The organism is Turicibacter sp. KK003 (genome assembly GCF_037014675.1).
Lineage (GTDB): Bacteria > Bacillota_I > Bacilli_A > MOL361 > Turicibacteraceae > Turicibacter > Turicibacter faecis.
Window position 1 is genome coordinate 605072 of record NZ_CP142738.1, and the last position, 22963, is coordinate 628034.

Below are 22963 nucleotides of genomic sequence, written 5' to 3' on the forward strand. Positions count from 1 at the left end.
ATTATTACTACTTTTAAAAATTAATTAGAAAAATTTAGGAAAGTACATCAAATAACCATAAAAATGAAGTACAATAGAGGAGAAGGAGGAGTTTCAATGTCAAAGAAAATTTATGATGTAATTGTAATTGGTGGCGGGGCTGCCGGAATGTCTGCAGGGATTTATTCAGGGCGCGCAAAAATGAAAACATTAGTGCTTGAGCAAGGATCAGTAGGTGGTCAAGCAAAAACAACAAATGAAATTGTGAATTACCCAGGGATTCGTCATACGACAGGGCCAGAATTAATGGAACAAATGCATCTACAAGCTGAAGATTTTGGTGTAGCTTTTGCTCAAGCTGAAGTGTTAGAAGCTCAACTTGAAGGTGAAATTAAAGTGTTAAAAACAACAAACGGGGACTATGAAACTCGTTCAGTGATTATCGCAACAGGTGCGACACCACGTACACTTGGATTCCCAGGAGAAGCAGAGTACCGTGGACGCGGGGTTGCTTACTGTGCAACGTGTGATGGGGAGTTCTACACAGGACTTGAGGTGTTTGTCATCGGTGCTGGATTTGCGGCAGCAGAAGAAGCAATTTTCTTAACTCGTTTTGCTCGTAAAGTAACAGTTATCGCCCGTGAGCCAGAGTTTACATGTGCAAAAACAATTGCGGATAAAGTTTTAGCTCATCCAAAAATTGAAGTTAAATTCAATACTGAAGTGGTAGAAGCAACAGGGGATGAATTATTACGTCGTGTTAAATTTATTAATAATCAAACCAATGAAACATTTGAACATGTGGCGCAAGATGATGAAACATTCGGAATCTTTATTTTCGCTGGATACGTGCCACAAACAAAAGTATTTAATGGTTTAGTTGACATGGATAAATTCGGATACATTATCACGGATGAAAACATGCACACAAGTGTTGAAGGGGTTTATGCAGCCGGAGATTTACGTCCTAAAGTATTACGCCAAGTGGTTACTGCTGTGGCTGACGGAGCGATTGCTTCTCTTGAAGCTGAAAAATATGTGGCGCATGAGAAGGAACGTTTAGGAATTGTAGAGGAAGAGGTAGAAGTTGCTCCACAACCTAAAGAAGTGAAAGAAGAAAAAGCACCAGCTAAAGAAGTAGCAAAAGGTGGACAATCTGCTTTATTAAATGATGCGTTACGTGGACAAATCGCTGGAATTTTAGGGCGTATGGAAAACAATGTCACACTTGTGACGATTGTTGATCCTGCTAATGCAAAATCGATTGAATTACGTGACTTAGTGATGGACATTGCGAATTTAGGAGATAAATTAGAGGCTATCGTCAAAACAAAAGGTGAAGATGTGGCGTTAGAAGAAAAAGTGAATGCCGATAAATTCCCAGTTGTTGCGTTACTTGACCAAGATGGAAATTATGCGGGTGTGAAGTTCCACGGTGTTCCTGGTGGACATGAATTAAATTCATTCTTACTCGCGATTTATAACTTAGCTGGACCTGGACAAGCTTTAGATGCTCAAGTATTAGAAGCGATTAAATCACTTGATAAAAAAGTAAATATTAAAGTGGCGGTTTCTTTATCATGTCACTTATGTCCGGATGTTGTTGTTTCAGCTCAACGTATTGCGATCGAAAATCCAAATGTAGAAGCTGAGATGTTAGACATCGCCAACTTCCCAGAATTAAAAACAAAACATAAAGTGATGTCAGTTCCATGTATGATCGTAAATGATGAAAAAATCGCGTTTGGATCAAAATCAATCCAAGAGATGTTAAACCTAATTGCTTAATGAGTCTCATAAACACAAGTTGCACACACACAATGTTAGAAAAAAATGCACGGAATCTTCCGTGCATTTTTTCAATGGTTGTCGAAAGTAAATGAAATGGTTTCTTGTGGGAACACTAATCTAAAAACGAAAAGAGGAGGCTTTTTAATGAATGTACAATCTCATTTATTGAATGATACTTTACGTCAACAACTGGCGACGGTTTTAAAACGGATGGAAACAAGGGTGACTTTAGTAACCATCGTGGATCCTCATCTAGAGGTGTCTCTTGAGTTACGTGATTTTGTGCTCGATCTTGCGAATTTAGGTGATCAGTTAGAAGCGATTGTCAAAATGAAGGGGGAAGATGTGTCTTTAGAACAGAAGATAAGGGCGGATAAATTTCCTGTTGTTGCCTTGTTTGATGAGAAGGGGTGTTACTCAGGGGTGAAGTTTCATGCCGTTCCTGGGGGCCAAGAGATTAATGCGTTTTTATTGGCGATTTATAATTTGGCTGGACCGGGACAGGCCATCGATGAGCGAACGCTAGAAGCCATCCGTGCGATTCGTCAACACGTGAATTTAAAGGTTGTTGTTTCATTATCGAGTCGTTTATGCCCGGATGTCGTCGTTGCAGCGACGCGAATCGCCATTGAAAATCCCAATGTTGAGGCGGAAATGATTGATTTAGCCCATTTCCCACACCTTCAGGCGCATTATCAGATTACCGCAGTTCCATGCCTCATCCTTAATGATGATCACGTTTATTTTGGGGCAAAAACCATGGATCAACTGCTTCAACTCATTTCATAAGATTAAATCACCTCAAGCCGTTACGGTGGGATTCCCCACGCCATGGCTTGAGGCTTTTTTTTGTTGAGGGAGCGTACGGAGTTGAAGAAAAAAAGAAAAAGTGATAAATATTAGAAAAATTTTGTAGTATAATAAAAAATATGTATATTTTATGAGGGAAGGAAGCTAAATGGTTATAAAAATAAAGTCGATATTACTGCAATTATTTTTACTTGTATTTACCGCAACATTTGCATTTATTTTTACGGATGCGCTCATTCATCCCAATGCAACCTTTTTGCAGATGAGTGGGTGGGAAGTAGGCGGGCTCGCTTGTTTGATCGCTGCTTTTTTCTATTTTGCTTATCGGGGCATGAGGAAATTATCAACGCGTGGATTAATGGTCGTAAGCCTTGTCAATCTAGTGCTTTTAGTGCTGTTACAACTTTTCTTTATTCGTTATTTTCAAGTGAATCCCACGTGGGATGTCGGGGATGTTTACCGAGCCGCACTTGAACAAAAAGATAGTTTTTACGCCTTGTCGGATTACTTTACGATCAAGTATCCGAATAACATTCCGTTGCTCATTGTTTTTATTCTCGGGATGCGGTTTTTAGATTTATTCGGAGTCACGAATTATTATTTTTATTTTACGTTTGTTAATGCCCTTGTCATCTTATTATCGATGGGGGGACTCTATTGGTTGATTCATCGCCATTTTGGCCTCGTCTCAGCCACATGGGCAAGTTTATTGATGTTATTTATGACGCCATTATATATGTACGTTCCTATCGTCTATACCGATACATTGGTCATGATTTTCCCAATTCTAGGGCTTATCCTTTATGATTTATTTTATCATTCGACGGATAGGCGCCGTTATGTCTACTTAATTTTATTAGGGCTTGTCTTATCGATTGGTGTATTAGTGAAGACAAATGCGATTATTTTAGTAGTTGCCATCCTGATTCATTATTTGATGATGAATCCAATGAAAAGATGGATTCAGTTGTTGATCGGTATTGCACTTCCATTTTTTATCGTGAATACAATCTATCAGTCACGAATCTCGCCCCTTTATCCGACAGAGAAATCAGAACTTGGATTTCCAATGACGCATTGGGTAATGATGGGGTTAGACGGAAATGGTGGATATTCTAGTAAGGCTGTAGAGTTTAGTGATGATTTAAAGCATCAAGGTTTAACTAATAATGAAATTAAAGAGGTTCACATCAATAAAATAAAGAATTGTTTATCCGGGTATGGAGTAAAAGGATTTTTAGGCCATCTTCATCAAAAAATTAATTATACATGGGCCGAGGGGACCTATTTTATTCCTGAAAAGTTAAGCCGTCAGCCAATCGATTCGAATCCATATCAAACCTATATTTTTGGTGGGAAGAACAGTGTCTATATTTATTTGGCACAAGCGGTTCATTTAGTCATTCTTGGATTAACAACTTTATCAGGATTCTATTTATTTAAAAATAGAAATTCTTTTATTTATGTAGCAGCTATTGCTATTTTCGGAAATTTCTTATTTTTACTCATTTGGGAAACCCGCTCACGGTATTTGGTGCTCTATTTACCGTTAATGATGATGCTTTGCACGTATGCCATGGCATCTTTAAATAAAAATTCGATGAAGGGGAGTAGAGAACATGTCTAATATCATTTACTTTGTTGTTCCTTGTTATAATGAGGAGGCCGTTTTAGAAGTGACGGCACAAAAGTTAATGGAGAAAGTGGAGTCGTTAATTCAGCGGGACGTGATTTCTCCTAAAAGTCGAATTACTTTTGTTGATGATGGAAGTAAAGATCAAACGTGGCCAATGATCAAAGAGTTATCAACGACTCATCACTTAATCAGCGGGGTCAAGTTATCACGCAATCGGGGTCACCAAAATGCATTATTAGCCGGTCTTATGACGGTTAAAGATTTATGTGATGCAACGATTTCTTTAGATGCTGATTTACAAGATGATATTGATGTTATTGACCAATTTATTGATAAGTTTTTAAATGAATCATGTGATGTGGTTTATGGTGTGCGAAACGATCGGACAACAGATACGGGATTTAAACGACATACGGCACAAATGTTTTATAAAATAATGAATCAATTAGGGGCCGACATCGTTTATAATCATGCGGATTATCGATTGTTAAGTCGTCGGGCGTTAAATGGATTATCCGAATTTAAAGAAGTTAATTTATTCTTACGAGGATTAGTGCCACTTGTTGGGTATAAATCGGATGTTGTGTATTATGAGCGACATGAGCGTTTTGCAGGGGAATCGAAGTATCCGTTAAAGAAAATGATTGCCTTTGCGATTGAAGGGATTACTTCGCTTAGTGTGAAGCCGATTCGTTTAGTCACCACACTTGGGATTAGCGTTTTTGTTATTAGTTTAATTCCATTGCTATACTCTCTCGTCCAATGGATGAATGGGAATACGATTAAAGGATGGACGACGTTAATTTTATCGATTTGGACGCTAGGTGGATTGCAAATTCTTTGTATTGGTGTGATTGGTGAATATATCGGAAAAATTTATTTAGAATCTAAACAACGCCCTCGCTTTATTGTCGAGGAATTTATTAATGAAGTTGACTAATCAAAAAAAGTGCAGCTATCATTTCGGATAGGTGCACTTTTTTTTGTAGGGTTATTTTTTTAAGGCGAATCGTACCATGAAGAAGTTAATGATGATGGCGATTGGGAAGACAAAGACTGGGGCGATTCCTCCAGGAATACCGATGAAGATAAAGAAGTTGAGTAAAAACATATGAACGAAGTAGTTGATGAGGTGTGCGCCGGCAAATTTAATTCCATTTTGGGCGTTTGCCTCGGATTGGAAAGTAAAGAAGGTTGAAGCAAAGAAGTTAAAAATAAAGCTTAAGAGATAGCCGATCGTGTAGGCCATGTTGTAATTCAGTCCGATTCCGTATTCAAGGGCGAGGTAAATTCCGTAATGGAGGGCAGTTGCCAAAACCCCAACGATGATAAAGCGGATAAATTCAGCTAGTTTTGGATTGGTTTTAAGTTTATCAATCATGTTTCATTCTCCTTTTTTCTGATTGGTTTTATGATACGAGATTTTTCTTTCCTAACAAAAGGGTTTGATCAAGACTAAAGAAAAACACCGAAGAATCGGTGTTTTTTTGCTGTGAAACTTACGCAACGTAGTCAATTTTAAAGACAGGTGTCTGGTTGATCGTTGTTAATGTACATTCTTTAACGTCACGGTGAGCATTGAAAACCGGTGCAAGTAATTGCGCCAATTCAAAATCTTCTTCACCTTTTAAGGCAAGTGTTTCTGATTTATTGGCTTGATCTTGAGCCGCGAACTGTTGTTGGCGTGCTTTAATATAGGCATTTACTTTTTGCATTAAGTGTTCTTCATTTACTGTTGGGTTTGCGAACAGGAAGTTTAATACTTGGCTGAATGATGGATAACGTGGTTCTTCTTTCACTTGATTAAATAAATCAGTGTAGACTAAGCGGTCGTTTTCACGAAAGATGAATAAGTTTCCTGCTGCGTATTCTTTAATGTATTGATTGACCAATTTTAAAACTTCCATCATGTCAAGGTTACTAAACGCATCGACAACGCCTAACTCGTAAGCATTAATGACCATACAGTATTTTTCAGATGGTGTTAGTTGGTCAATATTCATGTTTTTTTCAAGTGGATAGGCCCCGATAAAGGCATTTTTTGTAAAGTCTGCTGGTTCTAAGTTTTCCCCTTGATCAACCGTCCAAATCGCTTGGTTTTCAATAATGAGTAAATCTTCTTTGGCGATATAGATCCCACATTGTTTGATATAGTCCGTGAACGGAAGGCAGTCGTTTGCGACGTAGATTGCAATGTTATTTTGTTCATAGTCTTCAAGATGTTGCTTAATAAAGTGGATGACGTCTTCTTTTTTCACGTTCGTATACATGGTTTGTTGCGCCGGTGTACAGTGGGCGATCGTATATACGTGTGATTCTTCTAATTCGTACACTTGTTTTTGTGAGGATTGTAAATAAACACAATCGACAGCGTTTGGTTGAAGTGCGAGTTGTTGCAATTCTTCGTGTGATGTCATAGGGAAGAATGTTTGGTTTTCAATCGATACTAAGATATCGGTCGCCATTTCTTTATCTTTAAACCCTAAAAGGTGCATTAGTTCTTTCATAAAGTGTTAACCCTCCATTTTTTACGATCAATTTAAGGCTATTATATCACATAAATCGAGGAAGGGGGCTAGTACATGGGAACTTTTTGAGAGGTACTTTTTAGGTGCTCTTGAAGGGTGGCCGCCAAGTTTTCTTTCATTAAAATAATGAGGTCGTCACCCGCCATCAGTTGGGTATTTCCCCGTGGGATAAGCTCGTCATTTCCGCGTTTGATGGCGATGAGTAGGCAATCGGTTGGCAGGTCAAGGGAGCGAACGAGGCATCCATCCATGCTAGAATCGGCGAAGACTGGAATTTCAACGAGGATATTTTTTTGACCGACGGTTAGGCTGCTTTTTCCACGCAGTAATCGGTGTAATAGGAAATCGTAGACTGGTTCATTTCTCAGTCCTTCCGCCACGGTGTAGGCGATAAGGCAGGTGAGAGAGAGCGGGAGAAGGTTTGTTAATGATCCCGTCATTTCGGCAATGAGAATGCTTCCGGTAATTGGGGCACGGACGATGGCGCTGAAATAGCCGGCCATCGCCAAAATAATAAAGTTTTGAATGAAGATTTCATCGACAAGATGGAGGCTTGCGAGAAGATGGCCAAAAATTGAACCGGTGAGCGCCCCGAGGACGAGGAGCGGAAAAAAGATTCCTCCTGGAACACCAGACGCGAAGCTCACCATGGAGAAAGCGAATTTGACAGTCAATAAAAGAAGTAAGGTCTTCATTGAAAAGAGATCCGCTGTTAATTTTTCAATCAATCCGTGCCCGCCCCCTAATACATCCGGTAAGATCCAAAGGAGGATCCCCGCAAGGAGGAAGGGGATAAGGGGATGATACTGTTTTTTTAAGAAGGTTAGTTTATCATACCCGTTTAACGTAGAGGCGAGTGTTTTATTATACAGGACGCCTAAAATTCCGGTTAAAAGTCCTAAGGCGACAATCCATCCATAGTGATGGAGGGGCAAGTTATGGATGAGGTCAAAGCGGAAGACCGGTTTTAAACCAAAAAAGTTTTTTGAGACAAAATCAGCTGTTAGCGCGGCGGACATGGCACCGACTAAAACGAGGGGTGAGAAGTGTTTGTGCACCTCTTCAAGCGCGAACATGACCCCAGCGAGTGGAGCATTAAAGGCGGCGGCTAGTCCAGCACTCGCCCCGCTTGAGAAGAGATACTTTTCTTCTAGCTTAGTTCGTTTGGTTAGACGGCTAACCCATTGGGCGGCGACGGCACCGAGTTGAATAGAAGGACCCTCACGTCCGACGGATAATCCCGCTCCGATACAAATCGTTCCTCCAATGAATTTGTTCATTAAGACGGAGAGGGGATTCATTTTAATTTTATTGGCTAAGGCGCCTTCTACTTGAGGGATTCCGCTCCCACAGATCATTGGTTCTTTGACCATGAGGCGACCGACGGAAAGAGCCGCTAGGATGAGGATGATGAACCAACCAAAAAACGCGAAGGGCGTCGGTTGATTGGTAACCCATTGTCTTAGCTGCTCCGCATACTGCAAAATGAGGCGGTAAAAGACGACGACAAGACCTGAGATGAGGCCGATGAGGATTCCCTCAAAAGCTAATTTAAGTTTAAGTTGTTTTAAGTAAGATAACGGTGTTTTTAATGATGACATCATACTCCTCCTTAAGTGAAATTAAATGGTTTGTTCTTTATAAAAAAGGGGGGCCCCCTATCAGGGAGGATGAGGAAATTTATCCTCTGTATGGACGTATAACTTTTTTAAGTTTACGGATAATAGTAGAAAGGTAGGTGGGTCATTCATGGATATTTTTAAGGTATTTAAGGGTAAGAAAGGAACTAAAAAGCCTGTTTCAGAACCGACGCCACATCGAATTCATCACGCATTAGATGAAAATTTACAGACGATTAAAACGAGGTTAGGAAACGCCAACGATTTGTTAGTTCGCACGCTGACATTAAAGGGTGCTGAAGATGTTTCGGTCGCCATTTTAGGAATCGACGGTATTATCGATACGAACCAAGCTGAACAGTTTATTGTTCATGTGTTAAGTATTGATCTTTCTTTAGTTAAGGAATCGAATACTCGAAGTTGTGGCGTTTTCCAGACGATTTTTGAGTCTCGAATCAGTATGTTAGATGCGAAATGTGGACAGTCGTACGAGGATCTTTACACGAATCTTATTAACGGCCATATTATTGTTCTTGTCGACGGTGTCGACCAATTTATGATGTTTGACTGTAAGGGATGGCAAATGCGTTCGATTAGCGAGCCACAGACGGAACAGTCGCTTTATGGTCCGAAAGATTGTTTTGTTGAAACGATTCGTACGAATACGGCGACGCTTCGTCGGCGAATTAAGGATCCGAATTTGCGATTTGATGCTCATGTGGTGGGAACGGTGACTCAGACGGATGTTTTTGTGGCGTATATTGAGGGAATTGCGAATAAAGAGTTGGTTCATACGGTGAATAAACGGATTGAGAGTTTAGATATTGATGGGATTGTGGATTCGAGTGAGCTCATGCAGTTAATTGAGGATCATCATATCACGTTATTTCCGCGGTTGATTCAAACGGAGCGTCCGGATAAAACGGCGGCCGCTCTTATGCAGGGAGAAATTGCGATTTTTGTTGATGGTTCACCTTTTGTGACCACGGGGCCAGCTTATTTTGCTTCGATGTTTCAGGTGACGGATGATTATTATTCGCGACCTTTTATTGCAACGGTCACTCGTTTATTACGATACGCGGCCTTTTTTATCGTTCTCCTCGTTCCCGGCTTGTACGTGGCTATTTCGACGTATCATCAGGAGATGATTCCAACGGTGTTATTGATTACGATTATTAATCAACGGAGTGCTAACCCGTTTCCAACATATATTGAAACATTAATTATGTTAATTTTGTTTGAAATTATCCGGGAAGCGGCGCTTCGTAAGCCTAGTGTAGTTGGGGATTCGATGACGATTGTAGGATCGTTGATTATCGGACAGACGATTGTTCAAGCAGGATTAGTTTCGTATATTGTCATTATTATTGTTTCGATTACATCGATTGCAGGATTTATTTTATCAAGTACCCGTTTGTCGAATGCGATGCGTGTTTTAACGTTTGCCTTCTTATTTTTAGGAGCTGCTTTTGGACTTTACGGAATAACGATTGGTGTTATTTTATTGATTTTACACTTGTCTTCTTTAACGACGCTCGATCAACCTTACTTAGCTCCGATGGCGCCATTAAACTTACATGATCAGGAAGATCAATTTTTACGCTTGCCCCTTTCTTGGATGAAGTATCGTCCAAAAATTTATAAAACGACGAATCGGGTCCGTCATAATCTTAATCAGGAAAAAAGGAAGGAGGAGTAGGCGTGAGACGTTTGATGTATGTCATGGTCATGTTAATGGCCATTAGTTTAAGTGGATGTGGCCATAAAGTGGAGATGAGCCAAATTGGAATTGTAGCGGGTCTTGGGATTGATCAAACGGAAAATGGGTATTTAATGACGGCCCAAGTTGTTAATCCCTCTTCTATTGCCGGGAATCAGCATGATACGTTATCCGTTTTTTCAATCTCGGGTGAAGGTGAGACGTTATTCGATGCTTATCGATCACTAAATTCACTAACAGCTAAGGTGTTGTACTTGCCGCATTTAAGTGTGATTGTGGTTAATGAAGATATAGCGCAATCGGGAATTGATCCCGTTGTTGATTTTGTCTTACGTAATGTGATGATTCGCCCCAATATTACGTTAGTCGTTGCGAATCATACGACGGCCCGTGAGGTATTGAATGTTCTTACTCCAAGTGAACAAATTCCGATTAATCAACTCAATTCGTTATCTAATCTCTGTTTGACGTGTACGGGACGAGAAGTCAATTATAACCTCTATCAGGTCAGTGGAATGGTTAATGATCCAAGCTCTAATATTGTATTAAATAGTGTATCAATTGATTCTAAGGAAAAGAGCGAGGAGGGAGATATTCAAAATGTTTTACAGATGGAGGCGCCTTCTCAACTCAAAATTGATTCATTAGCTGCATTTCAAGGGGATCAATTGGTTGGATACTTAACGAGTAAAGAGGCTCAATATTATAATTTATTAGTTGGAACGAGTAAGCGTTATGTTGTGACAACAGTACTTGATGATGAATATAAGCTTTCTTATGAGGTGCGTGAATCAAAAGTGGATGTGAAGCCAAATCTAGAGACAAATAAGGTAACGGTAGGTTGTGAAGTTAAAGGAATTTTAATGGAGAATGGCTATCCTTCAGATTTAATGAATCCTGTCAATGTGAGTGATTTAGAAGCAGCATTGGGGAACCAACTGAAACAAGATATTCAGTCCTTTATTGATAAGACTCAAAACGAGTTAGCGTCAGATATTTTAGGCGTGGGTGGAAAGGTTCATCAGAAAAATCCAAAGAAATGGGCGGAAGTGAGTGGATACTGGGAAGACATCTATCCGAAGTTAGAGTTTGACGTGAAAGTTAAATTAGAGATTACATCTGTTGGTGATGTGGCTAATTTACAGGAGTAGAAAGTAGGTGATTTTTTGAAAACGTCACGCCTTAGTTTAAATCAATTTTCTTCATTATTAGTCTTGTTCTTATCTAGTAGCGCTACGCTCGTTAATGTGGGTCGCTTTTCTGGGGCCGATGTTTGGATTTCGTTATTAATCAGTGCGGTTCTTGGGACGCTATTGTTTACGATGTATTACCGGATTGGAAAGTTGCATCAGTTTGATAGCTTGTCGGGCATTTTGACCGATTTATTTGGGAAGTTTTTCGGAAGTCTTATTTTAATCGCTTATAGTGGTTACTTTTTATTGATGACGGCAAGTCTTTTAAAAAGCACAGCAGACGTCATTGAGGTGACCTTAATGGTCGATGCAAATATGATATTAATTATGCTATTATTGATGGTTCCGATTGTTTACGGATTAATCCTTGGGGTCAATGCAATTGGACGTTCATCGGAGTTGCTTTTTTATGTGGTAATTCTTTGTTTTATTCCCCTCGTCATTGCAGTATTTACTTCTGATATTTTTAGTTTTGATCGCTTTTTACCTGTGTTGGAAAAAGGATTTTCCCCATTGAAACAAAATATTTATACGATGACGCTGTTTCCTTATGGAGAGTCCATTGTCTTTCTGACGATTTTTCCGCTCTTACCGAAGGAGGGAAAAGGGAAAATTTTAAGATATAGTTATTGGGCTATTGTGTTAGCAACGATTATTTTACTCGCCGCCGATGTGATGTGTGTGGGAATTTTAGGTGTGGGATTAATGAAGAATTTTATTTATCCATTCTTCAATGCCATGAAAATGGTAGGGGTTAACGTTTTATTTGAACGGCTTGATCCGTTAGCGATTATCATTGTCATGATGACGTGTTTTTTTAAATTAAGTCTTTATTTTTATGCGGGATTAAGTTGTATTGAAAAACTGATTCGTCGATTTAGTTATCGTCAATTAGCCTTTCCGTTTAGTGTTTTAATCATCTTTATAGCCATGCATTTAACAACAGGCGGAGTTGAGGATATTTATCAGGCAATTCTTAATCACCCTAAAAACTTACTCCCTATCTTTCAATTAGTGATTCCTTCTATCGTCTGGATGCTAAGTGAATTTAAATATCACAATCATGTGAAACAATTAAAAACTGAGGCTCATAAATAGAGCCTCAGTTTTTTTATTTACGATCGTACGTTGTTTCTGATAGACGATCGATTTCTGCCCATGCTAAGGTGATGTACTGTTTAGCCAATTGTTCCTTTTCTGCATTGGCATCGAGTAACACTTGGCGGTCTTCTAAGCTCTCAGCTTTAAAGACTTCGTACTCCTCTGACTTGTAGTCGATGTTGTATTCATAGGCTTTAACGACATAGTCGTGAAGTTTATCGACCTCTTCTGTTGGCGTCAATAATTTTTCGATGGCTTCCATTTCACTTGTCGTTTGTTTGATGAGGTTTTTTCGAATAGAAAGTTGAGCAGCTTCCTCATCTGTTCCTGTTACGGAGTAAACTTGTGTTAAGTTTGAGTCGAGTAAAGAAATCGTATCTTCTAGCGCTTTTACTTTTTCATACATACAATCAACGAATTCTTGTTGTGTGGAAAATGTTTTTTCTGTCCCTGACTCAGTTTGAGTATCTGAGGCATTTGAAGAATCGTTTGTTGTTTGTTCAGTTGATGCGCTTGTTTGATCACTTGTAGCAGGTGCGGTCGTGTTAGGTGCAACAGATAAATTTTGAAGGGTTTGAGGTGTGGAAATACTTTTTGCTGTCTCGTTATTGTTGGCGCAACCTGCTAAAGTCACCGCTAATCCAGCTATTAGACATACTCTTTTCATAATATTCACCTCAATTGTAAGTATGGTTCATTGTATTCAGTAGAGGTTTGATTCATACGAAAAGTTAGTGCTTTTCTTTCAAGTTTTGTTCGCCATTATCTGAAAAATTCACCCATTTGGATAGAAATTTAAATCTTTGAATAAAGGATAGGCGTGGGGTGTATTCGACTCCGCCGAAGTAATCGCGTTTTAGGACGTAGTTGACTTGGAGACCAACGGTGATGGCGTAGCCGAGGATGTAGAGCCAAAAGAGGAGGATGATGATGACGGAGAGGCTTCCGTAAAATTTATTGTAGTTTGCGATTTTGTTCGCGTAAAAACTAAAGGCGATGGAAGCGACGCTCCAACCAATTGAGGTGACGAGGGCACCGGGAATAATTTCGTGTATTTTGATTTTGATGGTGGGAGAGAGGTAAAATAGGAGTAGAAAGAAGGTGAGGTAGGCAAAGAAACTGATGCTTGTTCTGAGAACGGTAATGATAATCATGAGGTGTGGGCTCAGGGTGATGTTTAAGAGGTGGAAGATGGCGGTGATAATGGCCTGCCCGAAGAAAACAAGGATGATGGCAACAAGAAGGAGGACAACCATTAGGCAAAGCATGATAAAAGAAAAGATGCGTTCTAAAAAGGCGAATTTTAAAAGGGGGACTTGGTAGGTGGTATTTGAAGCTGTTGAAATTCCGTAAAACCCTTTTGAGATAATCCAACAAAAGGAGAGGGCCGTTGCAATGACAAAAAAGGTGCTAGATTGAGGAGCAGCGGATGTATCGAATAAGTAAAGGAGTAGTTGTTGAACTTCTTGTGGGGCGTAGGCGGTAATAAAGTATTTAACGGCATCGGTGTTTAACGAAAAATAAGTCCCGAGTTGGACGATGACAACGAGGAGCGGGACGATAGCCATGATTAAGTTGAAGGCAATCTGTTCAGGTAGACCTTTAATTTCACGATGGGATAATTGTTCTTGAATTTTTTTTATAAATTCTATGCTAAAAATATGTTTCATACTGTTTCCTCCCAAATAGAGTAATTACTTCATCCTATGATACTTTTTGTTAAGAAATGCCTTGAGACATCGATCGTTTTTGTTTATTAATGTATATTTTGTACAAAAAAACGACAAATTATTAATGATAATTTTTATGATGAGAGGTGAACAACATGAAACTAACGCTTAACTTTAGGTTCTTGAAGTTGACGGTTCTAACGTTCCTCTTATGCTTTATCTCAGTTTATCACGCCGAGGCGAAAGATATTGGCTGGGGTATTCCAAAAGGAGAGAATCATGAACAACCGTGGCCAGGTAAAGAGTTTGATGAAATCGTCCGTCAAAATGATGCCTATTATATTGGCTCAGCCGATGAAAAGGTCATTTATTTAACCTTTGATTGCGGTTATGAGAATGGGAATACCCCATTAATTTTAGATGTTTTGAAAAAACATGAAGTTCCTGCATTATTTTTTGTGACCGGTCATTTCCTTGATGAAAATGCCGATCTCGTCAAACGAATGGCGAATGAGGGACATATCGTTGGAAATCATACGTGGCATCATCCCGATTTAGCAAAAGTAACAAAAGAAAAATTTAATGAGGAGCTCCAACTTGTTGAGGATAAATATAAAGAGATTACGGGCCAAGAGATGGTTCGTTATCTCAGACCCCCAGAAGGTCACTTTAATCAACAAATGTTAGATTTTGCGAAAGAGCGCGGCTATTACACGATTTTATGGTCATTAGCTTATATGGATTGGAATGTTGACCAACAAAAAGGCGCGGACTATGCGTACAATCAAATTCTGGCACGCATTCATCCGGGGGCCATTATTTTGATGCATAGTATTTCAAGTGATAACGCCGAATGTCTTGATAAGTTAATTCCCGAACTTCAAAAGGAAGGTTATGAATTTAAGTCTATTCAATATTTAATGACTGAGGATGCCCCTGTCCCATTTGAGTAAAAATGTGGAAAAAAGAGAATGTTAACGCGATAAGGTCATGTTTGGATTATCTATTAATTAGTAGGAAAAAAGAACACAAAATAGACACATTTCAATCATTTTTTGAACATAACCTTATGTAATAATAACTGAGGATGAAAATGATAATAAATTTTCTCCCCTTTGATTTTCTTATTCATTATGTTTTCTCACTCCCTAAACGGATCGTGTTCCCCCACGACCGTTTACCAACCTTAAGAGTTCCCCCTCTTAAGGTTTTTTTATTTTTTTAAAAAAAGAAAGGCGAGTTGTTTAAAAATAAAAGCTTCGCCCCATAATAGGGGTGAGTAGAGATGACTCCCCCCAAGTTAATAGTCGTCCGGCTATACTTTAAATGATGGTTTAAAGTTCTCTATTTCAAAGATAAGTCATTTATAATTATCCTTTTCTGATAATTATAAATATTTTTTCTCCAATTCTCTCAACCTCTCTTTAATATAAAAAGGAACCGACTTGCAGTTTCCCCCCTGCGATCGGTTCCTTTTTGATTTATTTTGAATTTTCTTCTCCTGATTTTCTGTTTCGTTTCGCATAGAAGATAACCGCGATTAAGCAAACGGCCATGACTCCGTAGGCGATGAGTAAGCTTTGGCTCAATCCAAATACTAAATACCCGATGGCAGCAATCGTTGCTGATAGTAGGGCGTAAGGAAGTTGAGAGTTAAAGTGTGCGCCGAGGTCACATCCCGCTCCTGTTGCAGAAAGCAATGTCGTATCTGAAATGGGTGAGGCGTGATCTCCGAAGATTGCTCCTGATAAGACAGCGGCCATAATCGGAATCATTAGGTCCATGTCTAGGGCAGCAGCGACTGAACCCGCAATTGGAAGTAAGATACCGAATGATCCCCAAGAGGTTCCCGTCGCAAATGCCATGAAACTAGCGACCATAAACATGACCATTGGAATGAGTCCTGGTGCAATATTAGCCTGTGTAATGAGTGAAGCAAGATATCCACCCGCATCAAGTGTACCAACGAGGTCACAAATTGCCCAAGCTAATAATAAGATGACGATGGCTCCAACCATTGATTTCATCCCTAGGAAAAATGCTTTTGTATATTGAGCGAATGAAATTTCGCGTGCCATGATGTGGCGGTAAGTCAGTGCCATTGAAACAACGAGTCCAGCTAATCCTCCGATGCGGAGTGAAGTCGCTAAACTAATGTTTTCTAGGATGGCAAAGAAGAGATTGAAGTCTGATTCTGAGTTGATTGCTCCTGTGTATCCCGTATACGCCATGGTACAAACGGTCACGATAATTAAAGTTAAGATTGGGGCGATTAAATCCCATACGGATCCTTTTGATGATTGAGCATCCATTTCTTGAGCGGTCGCCTCAGCATGAGTGAGTGAGGCGTCTTGCTGATTGAGGGCACTTTCTTCATAGGTTTTCATTAATCCAATATTGAAGTTATATTTAATGACGATGAAGACCATGATGACCGTTACAAGAACATAGAAGTGGTAAGGGATTGTTGTTAAAAAGGCAGAAAACGTATTATAAGTCGCTCCTGTGCTTGCAAAAATAACCGCCATCGATCCCATGATTCCTGTTGACCAGCTTGAAATAGGTGAAATGACACAAACAGGTGCTGAGGTTGAATCGACGATATAAGATAATCGTGCCCGTGAGACACGTTGTTCTTTTGCTAATGGTTTAGAGACATTTCCAACAACAAGGGCGTTAAAGTAATCATCGACAAAGATAATAATTCCTAAGAGGGCTGCCGTATATTGAACACCCTCACGTGATTTAACACGTTTAATAATGGCATTGGTGAAGGCTGAGGCTCCCCCGGATAAAACAATATAAGCGGTGATGACCCCAAGGGCAAGTAAGAAGAAAATAATGGACATGTTCCAGTCATTTAAGAATCCGAAGAGTCCATTTTCTTCAACGATGAGTCCGCTAAATGACCTCATTAAGATTTCTAATGTTTGAAGCGGGTTAAAGTTGGCCAAAATAAAGGCGGCTGATAGTGCCCCGACCCCAAGTGATAAAACAACACGACGCGTTAAGATGACAAGGGCAATGGTCAGTAACGCGGGAATTAAAGAATAGATTGTTCCAGTCATATAAAATCCTCTCCCTTTGTTTAATTTGAATAAGTAACTGTCCTTTTGATAAAAAAAAGAGTCATGTCGAGTTAAACTCTAACATGACTCTTCAGGCCTACGAGAAGTAGACGTCAGATGACAGGTATCATTTAACTCTCCGATCATTAGTCCTCCACTACTTTCGTAGTGACAGTGTTAAGCCTATTTAACGTAACACCAGCACAAGTTTGATTGACACAAACAAGACTTCGGCATGGACACCTTTTGGAATTTGTCATGGACGTCACTCTCGAAATTCCTACTCATTGGCCATGCGCCTCTAACTCATCAAAGAGAACAAGCAACGTATTCAATTAAGCCTATTGTAGCACCTTTTAAAAGATAGTCAAGTATTACTATTTAATTTTTTTTAGGGAAGAGAAAGGGTTGTCGTAAAATGTAGAGATTTCAGTGTAAAATGTGAGCGAATGTGGTAAGATTAAAAGATAAATGAAAAAATACAGTTGGAGGTTTAAATAAATGAAGATGTCTCCTTTAAAGGTTGGTCAAGAATTTTTAGTTACCATTAAACGTATCGGTATTAACGGTGAAGGAATCGGCTATTATAAAAAGCAAGCCGTGTTTATTCCAGGAACACTAGTAGGCGAAGAGGTTGTCGCGACGTGTACACGCGTGGCAAATGGTTATGCAGAGGCTGAAGTTGTTCGTATTAAGCGTAAATCAAAGCATCGCGTTCAACCGGCGTGCGAAGTTTATGGGCAATGTGGTGGATGTCAATTACAACATATGTCTTATCAAGAGCAATTACGTATTAAACGTGATGCTGTGTCTCAGGCCATTGAGCGCTATACAAGTTTAGATTCAGATGAGTGTGATATTCGTCCGACGATGGGAATGAATGACCCTTATAATTATCGTAATCGCGCGCAAATGCCGGTCGGTTATGATGAAGATGGAATTATGGTCGGATTTTATAGTATGAACTCACGCGAGTTAGTAAATGTGACGGATTGTGATGTTCAGTATGAGGAAATTAATAAGGTTATTAATCATGCGGTTGATTTATTAGATGATTATAAGGTATTTGCGTATGCACCGAAGACGCGTAAAGGAACGGCGCGCTATATTGTGGTTCGCCGCGGGTTTAAAACGGGTGAGGTTCAGGTGACGTTCGTGTTTGCGAATAATGATTTTAAAAAGATGTATTCGTTGGCGAAAGATTTAATGAAATACTGCCCTGATGTTAAATCAGTGTATGTGAGCATTAATGGAGAAGATACGCACGAGATTTTAGGAAAAGAGTTGCAACATGTAGCGGGTGAGAAATTTATTTCAGATGAGTTAGGACGATTTAAATTTAATTTATCACCACGTGCCTTTTATCAGTTAAACCCAGAACAAACGGTTAAATTATACAATCAAGTGAAGTATGCGGCGGCTTTAAAGGGAACAGAGAAAGTCGTTGATGCTTATTGTGGGGTTGGAACGATTGGTCAATGGGTTGCGGATAAAGCAAGCGAGGTTCGCGGGGTTGATATTACGCGTCAAGCGATTAATGATGCGAAGGAAAATGCGAAGTTAAACGGATTAACTAATACGTATTACGCAGTTGGAAAGGCTGAGCAAATTGTTCCAAAGTGGGCGAATGACGGATTCAAACCGGATGTTGTGATTGTGGATCCTCCACGTACAGGATTAGGGGAAGAATTAATTGAAATGTTAAAACGCGTTCAACCGCAAACGATTGTCTATGTGTCATGTAATCCTTCAACGATGGCGAAAAATTTAAAAGAATTAACGAAAAAGTATCGCGTTGATTACATTCAACCGATTGATATGTTCCCTCAAACGTCTCACGTGGAATGTGTCGTACGTCTTGTTCGTAAAAACAAACCATTAAAACGAAAATAAGAGGATGTTGGTTGCCTACGTTAGCTTCGGCTCGTAGGCAATTTTTTATGGTGCCGTTTGATGAGGGAGTATTTAAACGATGGGAGGAGAAGAAGCTTGAGGCCTTAACGCTACAACGGTATACTTAGTTTAAATGAATTAAATGTGATGGAGGGATTATGTTGTTGATAAGAAAACAGACGACGAAGGATGATGAAATCATCCATACAGTGATTAAAGCGGCGTTTGAGCAGGCAGAACACACGGATGGGAATGAACATGAGCTCGTCAAGGCATTAAAGAAGGGAGAGGCGTTTATTAAAGATTTATCTCTCGTTGCCGAGATAGATGGGAAAATTGTAGGTTATATTTTGTTTACCGAGGCTAAGGTGGGACGCGAAACGGTGTTAGCACTAGCCCCGTTAGCGGTGCTTCCTGATTATCAAAGGTCGGGCATTGGGCTTGCCTTAATCAACGAGGGACATAACAGGGCGCGTGAATTAGGTTATGATTATTCGGTTGTCTTAGGCAGTGAAACTTACTACCCAAAGGCCGGTTATTTACCAGCAGCTACCTTTGGAATTAAGCCACCTTTTGAGGTGCCAAGCGAGAATTTTATGGCGTATCCACTAAAAGAAGAGGTACCGAAGGTGTGTGGAACGATCAAGTATGCCAAAGAATTTGGAATTGAGTAATTCAACTTCTTTTGGCCGAGCGATGGATTAAATGAAAGACTGTTAAAGAGTCGGCTCCGGCTCTTTTTCATTTTTTAGCCTAAAAATTTGAGCGAGACTTAGAGATTTGGAATAAGATAGGTGTTTTTTTTACATATTAAACATAGTTGAGATTAAAGGGAGGGAATGACAGATAGGTAGATTTGTGTAAAGGAAGGATAATGGAATCGGATGATAAAATAATGAAATAAGATGCAATTCTTGTGTCCAAGAGGTTAATTTTGTATAATCATCCTATAAGTTAGCTTATGCTAACCATTTGATGCGAGATGGTTAAATTTAAAGGAGGACGAGTCAAACATGAAAAAAGCATTTTTATCTTTTATGAGTTTTTTTGTTTTAGTTGGATTACTTGTTGGATGTTCTAAGTCACCAAAGGAACCGGATCAACAAGAGACGGTTGAAATGGTAACAGTCACAGATGTGAAGGGTGACGTTGAAATTCCAAAGGACCCAAAACGTATTGTTGATATTAGTGGAGCTAGTGATATTTTATCGTTAATCGGATATGAGGTTATCGGGACAGCTAATAGTGATGGATATGATTACACAATCTTACCTACCTATTTAGAAGAGACGTTAGCTGATGCTCAAATTTTAGGATATAGTATGTTAGCGGAGATGGATGTTGAGGCGATTATGGCGCTTAATCCGGATTTAATTATTATTTCTACGGTGCAAGAGAAGATGTATGATCAGTTATCAAAAATCGCGCCTGTTGTGATGGTTGAGATGAAACAAGTGGATTGGAAAGAGGATTTCTTACATGTGGCAGGGGTATTTGGAAAAGAGGCCGAGGCACAAGCTTGGATTGATAATTATTTAGCGAAAGCAAAAGAAGTCGGTGAACAAATTAAAGCGACTTATGGAGCGGATAGTACGTATCTTTCATTTTTAGCGAGTGCGGGAAGTTTATTCATTTTTGATCAAGCGGGACTTGGATCGATTTTATATAATGATATGGGATTATTAAAACCAGTCGGAATGCCAGAGCAAGAAGATATTAGTTTACCAGTTGTTTCTTTAGATGGATTAGCATCTATTGAGGCAGATTATATTTTTGCAGTGGGAACAGATGAGGATTTAAAAACGTTAGAAGAGAGCAGCATTTGGAAAGGAACAAAGGCAGTAAAAGAAGGGAATGTTGTGATTTTACCGGCAAGTCCATATTTTAATCAAGGTTATAGCCCAATTGGACGTTTAGCATTTGTTGATGAAGTACAAAGTTTATTAGCGGGTATGCATGAATAAGAAAGTAACCCTTTTAGTTACGTTATGCAGTTTATTCGCAATAATCGGGCTAATTGTTGCGATTTGTGCGGGTGCGAAAAGTATCCCGTTGCAGACAGTGATCGATAGTATTTTTCATTATGAAGATATTTTAGATATGCAGTTAGTTAGAGATGTTCGGATACCAAGAGCTATTTGTACCGCCTTTATAGGCGGTCTTCTTGGTATTACGGGTGCAATGATGCAAGGGGTGACAAGGAATCCTGTTGCGGAACCGTCACTTATGGGGATTACTCAAGGGGCGACATTCGCCATCGCTTTGATGGGGGCAAGTTCAGGGTTATTAGGTCTTTTTGGTTATATGTTTGCGGCATTTATCGGAGCGTTAGTGAGTGGAACCCTCGTTTTACTTTTTAGTATGAAGAGTGCGCGTCATATGAATATGTCAAAGCTATTACTTGCAGGAACTGCCTTGAGTACTTTTTTTATTTCCATGGCAACTGTTATTGCCCTATTAACGAATAAATCTCAGAATCTAGCGTTTTGGTTAGCGGGTGGATTCCGCGCGACGACATGGGCGAGCGTCCAACTCGTGTTAATCGTGGGTGTGTTGACGACGATTCTCGCTTTGTTTTTGGCACCTAAAATTAATGTCGTTAATTTAGGAGAAGAGGTTTGTATTGGATTAGGGGAAAATCCTAATCGAATTCGCATGCAAACGTTACTCTTAATTATTCCGATGTGTGCAGTTTGTGTGGCAGTCGCCGGAAATATCGCATTTGTTGGACTGATTGTTCCTCATATTATTCGACGATGGGTGGGACAAGATTATCGGGTGATTATGCCTCTTTCTTTCCTATTTGGATCAACGCTTGTTATTTGGGCGGACGTTTTAGCACGGTTAGTTAATCAGCCTTACGAAACACCGATTGGTTTATTTACTTCATTAGTCGGAGTTCCTTTATTTATTTGGATGGTGAGAAAGGAGGGCGCTTAGTGAATAAACGATTGATTGTCATCAGTTTAAGTTTAAGTCTTCTGTTAGTGGCCATTTTTTTAGTCGCTATTAGTCTTGGAAGTTATCAGATGTCTGTTTACGAGGTGATAGCGACGCTCATGGGGAATGGATCGAAGCTTCAAAACGCCACTATTTTTGATATTCGCCTCCCACGTCTTTGTGTCGCCCTTGTGGTCGCTGTTTGTTTAGCCACATCGGGTTGTGTGTTACAAAGTGTCACAAGAAATGAGTTAGCTGAACCGGGGATGATTGGGATTAATGCAGGTGCCGCCCTTGCGGTTGTGTTGCTTATCTCTTCGGGACAACGGACGTATTATAGTGAGATTGGAAATCTTTCACTCTTTATCATGCCAATCGTCGCAATCATCGGGAGCTTTGTGAGTGGGGTTCTCATTTATCGGTTAAGTTATAAAAAAGGAATTGTACCGACTCGATTAATTTTAACGGGGATTGGAGTAAATGTTGGAATTAATGCCTTTATTTCTCTTTATCAGTTAAAGATGTCACAGGGCGATTATAACCAAGTGTTGACGTGGACGAGTGGGAGCCTTTGGGGAAGTAGTTGGAAATTCTTCTTTTTAATTTTACCGCCTGCTCTTTTATTTTTAGGACTCACCCTGTATAAATCAAAGATTTTAGATGTTTTGGACTTAGGCGATGAAATTTCAACAGGGCTTGGAGTTAAGGTTGAGGCGGAACGTAAACGTTTATTCTTTTTTGCGATTGTGTTATCTGCGTTAGCAACAGCTGTTGCAGGTAATATTGCCTTTTTAGGGTTGTTGGGGCCCCAACTGGCAAAACGATTAGTCGGTCCAGTTCATCGAAGACAGTTGCCGATTGCCTGGTTGGTGAGTGGTGTTATTATTTTAATAGCGGATTCGATTTCAAGAAATATGTTTTCGCCGATTGAGATTCCAGTCGGAATTACCATTTCAATTGTTGGTGTTCCTTATTTTATCTATTTAATGTTAAAAGAATAGTGTTGTGGGAGGTG

Annotated in this window: 19 protein-coding genes and 1 riboswitch; of the genes, 13 read left to right on the forward strand and 6 right to left on the reverse strand. The window is 39.6% G+C overall.

The annotated features are described in order from the left end of the window. Positions 1-96: 96 nt before the first annotated feature. The 4 genes from VXM77_RS02890 to VXM77_RS02905 all read left to right on the forward strand — a co-directional run bounded on the left by VXM77_RS02890 (position 97) and on the right by VXM77_RS02905 (position 5156). Complete coding sequence (locus VXM77_RS02890; protein ID WP_262953535.1) at positions 97-1767, forward strand: FAD-dependent oxidoreductase; 1671 nt, start codon at positions 97-99, stop codon at positions 1765-1767. 147 nt (positions 1768-1914) lie between these two features. Then, a complete protein-coding gene (locus VXM77_RS02895) occupies positions 1915-2559 on the forward strand; it encodes a thioredoxin family protein (RefSeq protein WP_338506999.1) in 645 nt (214 codons plus the stop codon). Positions 2560-2728: 169 nt separating this feature from the next. Continuing rightward, positions 2729-4207, forward strand: a complete 1479-nt coding sequence (locus VXM77_RS02900) for a glycosyltransferase family 39 protein (protein WP_338507001.1) — start codon at positions 2729-2731, stop codon at positions 4205-4207. Further along, positions 4200-5156, forward strand: a complete 957-nt coding sequence (locus tag VXM77_RS02905; protein ID WP_161832104.1) for a glycosyltransferase family 2 protein — start codon at positions 4200-4202, stop codon at positions 5154-5156. The genes VXM77_RS02900 and VXM77_RS02905 overlap by 8 nt, the downstream gene beginning before the upstream one ends. A 51-nt stretch (positions 5157-5207) precedes the next feature. Here VXM77_RS02905 and VXM77_RS02910 read toward each other — a convergent pair whose 3' ends face one another. From VXM77_RS02910 to VXM77_RS02920, 3 genes are all read right to left on the reverse strand, one after another. Beyond that, a complete protein-coding gene (locus tag VXM77_RS02910; protein WP_161832105.1) occupies positions 5208-5597 on the reverse strand; it encodes a GtrA family protein in 390 nt (129 codons plus the stop codon). 118 nt (positions 5598-5715) lie between these two features. Continuing rightward, complete coding sequence (locus tag VXM77_RS02915; RefSeq protein WP_262950155.1) at positions 5716-6723, reverse strand: hypothetical protein; 1008 nt, start codon at positions 6721-6723, stop codon at positions 5716-5718. A 68-nt stretch (positions 6724-6791) separates the two neighbouring features. Next, positions 6792-8345 (reverse strand): ClC family H(+)/Cl(-) exchange transporter, encoded by a 1554-nt coding sequence (locus VXM77_RS02920; RefSeq protein WP_338507006.1) that lies wholly within the window; start codon positions 8343-8345, stop codon positions 6792-6794. 148 nt (positions 8346-8493) lie between these two features. On the opposite strand from VXM77_RS02920, the gene VXM77_RS02925 reads away from it, so the two are divergent. From VXM77_RS02925 to VXM77_RS02935, 3 genes are read left to right on the forward strand one after another with little or no spacing between them, the layout of a single operon-like run. Beyond that, positions 8494-10062, forward strand: coding sequence for a spore germination protein (locus VXM77_RS02925; RefSeq protein WP_262950157.1), 1569 nt, complete (start codon positions 8494-8496; stop codon positions 10060-10062). A gap of 2 nt (positions 10063-10064) precedes the next feature. Then, positions 10065-11234, forward strand: coding sequence for a Ger(x)C family spore germination protein (locus VXM77_RS02930; RefSeq protein ID WP_262950158.1), 1170 nt, complete (start codon positions 10065-10067; stop codon positions 11232-11234). A gap of 15 nt (positions 11235-11249) precedes the next feature. After that, positions 11250-12374, forward strand: a complete 1125-nt coding sequence (locus VXM77_RS02935) for a spore germination protein (protein WP_262950159.1) — start codon at positions 11250-11252, stop codon at positions 12372-12374. A 13-nt stretch (positions 12375-12387) separates the two neighbouring features. Here VXM77_RS02935 and VXM77_RS02940 read toward each other — a convergent pair whose 3' ends face one another. Beyond that, positions 12388-13044 carry a hypothetical protein gene (locus VXM77_RS02940; RefSeq protein ID WP_262950160.1) on the reverse strand — a complete coding sequence of 219 codons (657 nt, stop codon included), beginning with the start codon at positions 13042-13044 and terminating at the stop codon, positions 12388-12390. A gap of 64 nt (positions 13045-13108) precedes the next feature. Next, the gene (locus VXM77_RS02945; protein ID WP_262950161.1) at positions 13109-14047 is read right to left on the reverse strand and encodes a YihY/virulence factor BrkB family protein; all 939 of its coding nucleotides are present in this window, start codon (positions 14045-14047) and stop codon (positions 13109-13111) included. A gap of 155 nt (positions 14048-14202) precedes the next feature. Here VXM77_RS02945 and pdaA point away from each other — a divergent pair, with 155 nt between their 5' ends. Then, complete coding sequence (gene pdaA / locus VXM77_RS02950; protein ID WP_161832112.1) at positions 14203-15000, forward strand: delta-lactam-biosynthetic de-N-acetylase; 798 nt, start codon at positions 14203-14205, stop codon at positions 14998-15000. 528 nt (positions 15001-15528) lie between these two features. On the opposite strand, the gene VXM77_RS02955 is transcribed toward pdaA, so the two are convergent. Beyond that, positions 15529-17115, reverse strand: coding sequence for a Na+/H+ antiporter NhaC family protein (locus VXM77_RS02955; protein WP_338507017.1), 1587 nt, complete (start codon positions 17113-17115; stop codon positions 15529-15531). A 139-nt stretch (positions 17116-17254) separates the two neighbouring features. After that, positions 17255-17427: riboswitch (Lysine riboswitch) on the reverse strand. Between the two features lie 189 nt (positions 17428-17616). Between VXM77_RS02955 and rlmD the strand changes: the two genes are divergently transcribed. The 5 genes from rlmD (at position 17617) to VXM77_RS02980 (ending at position 22949) form a co-directional block, all read left to right on the forward strand. After that, positions 17617-19008, forward strand: coding sequence for a 23S rRNA (uracil(1939)-C(5))-methyltransferase RlmD (gene rlmD, locus VXM77_RS02960; protein WP_338507020.1), 1392 nt, complete (start codon positions 17617-17619; stop codon positions 19006-19008). Positions 19009-19169: 161 nt separating this feature from the next. Then, complete coding sequence (locus VXM77_RS02965; RefSeq protein WP_161832115.1) at positions 19170-19682, forward strand: N-acetyltransferase; 513 nt, start codon at positions 19170-19172, stop codon at positions 19680-19682. 339 nt (positions 19683-20021) lie between these two features. Next, a complete protein-coding gene (locus VXM77_RS02970) occupies positions 20022-20972 on the forward strand; it encodes an ABC transporter substrate-binding protein (RefSeq protein ID WP_161832116.1) in 951 nt (316 codons plus the stop codon). Then, on the forward strand, positions 20965-21948 hold the full coding sequence (locus VXM77_RS02975) for an iron ABC transporter permease (RefSeq protein WP_338507027.1): 984 nt from the start codon (positions 20965-20967) through the stop codon (positions 21946-21948). The genes VXM77_RS02970 and VXM77_RS02975 overlap by 8 nt, the downstream gene beginning before the upstream one ends. Beyond that, positions 21948-22949 (forward strand): iron ABC transporter permease, encoded by a 1002-nt coding sequence (locus VXM77_RS02980; RefSeq protein WP_161832118.1) that lies wholly within the window; start codon positions 21948-21950, stop codon positions 22947-22949. Before VXM77_RS02975 ends, VXM77_RS02980 begins: the two co-directional genes overlap by 1 nt. The last annotated feature ends 14 nt before the right edge of the window (positions 22950-22963 follow it).

Coding starts and splice junctions, on each gene's coding strand:
- rlmD (WP_338507020.1), top strand. CDS start 17,617: ATGAAGATGTCTCCTTTAAAGGTTGGTCAAGAATTTTTAGTTACCATT.
- VXM77_RS02900 (WP_338507001.1), top strand. CDS start 2,729: ATGGTTATAAAAATAAAGTCGATATTACTGCAATTATTTTTACTTGTA.
- VXM77_RS02970 (WP_161832116.1), top strand. CDS start 20,022: ATGAAAAAAGCATTTTTATCTTTTATGAGTTTTTTTGTTTTAGTTGGA.
- VXM77_RS02910 (WP_161832105.1), bottom strand. CDS start 5,597: ATGATTGATAAACTTAAAACCAATCCAAAACTAGCTGAATTTATCCGC.
- VXM77_RS02920 (WP_338507006.1), bottom strand. CDS start 8,345: ATGTCATCATTAAAAACACCGTTATCTTACTTAAAACAACTTAAACTT.
- VXM77_RS02945 (WP_262950161.1), bottom strand. CDS start 14,047: ATGAAACATATTTTTAGCATAGAATTTATAAAAAAAATTCAAGAACAA.
- VXM77_RS02905 (WP_161832104.1), top strand. CDS start 4,200: ATGTCTAATATCATTTACTTTGTTGTTCCTTGTTATAATGAGGAGGCC.
- pdaA (WP_161832112.1), top strand. CDS start 14,203: ATGAAACTAACGCTTAACTTTAGGTTCTTGAAGTTGACGGTTCTAACG.
- VXM77_RS02890 (WP_262953535.1), top strand. CDS start 97: ATGTCAAAGAAAATTTATGATGTAATTGTAATTGGTGGCGGGGCTGCC.
- VXM77_RS02940 (WP_262950160.1), bottom strand. CDS start 13,044: ATGAAAAGAGTATGTCTAATAGCTGGATTAGCGGTGACTTTAGCAGGT.
- VXM77_RS02915 (WP_262950155.1), bottom strand. CDS start 6,723: ATGAAAGAACTAATGCACCTTTTAGGGTTTAAAGATAAAGAAATGGCG.
- VXM77_RS02895 (WP_338506999.1), top strand. CDS start 1,915: ATGAATGTACAATCTCATTTATTGAATGATACTTTACGTCAACAACTG.
- VXM77_RS02925 (WP_262950157.1), top strand. CDS start 8,494: ATGGATATTTTTAAGGTATTTAAGGGTAAGAAAGGAACTAAAAAGCCT.
- VXM77_RS02975 (WP_338507027.1), top strand. CDS start 20,965: ATGAATAAGAAAGTAACCCTTTTAGTTACGTTATGCAGTTTATTCGCA.
- VXM77_RS02955 (WP_338507017.1), bottom strand. CDS start 17,115: ATGACTGGAACAATCTATTCTTTAATTCCCGCGTTACTGACCATTGCC.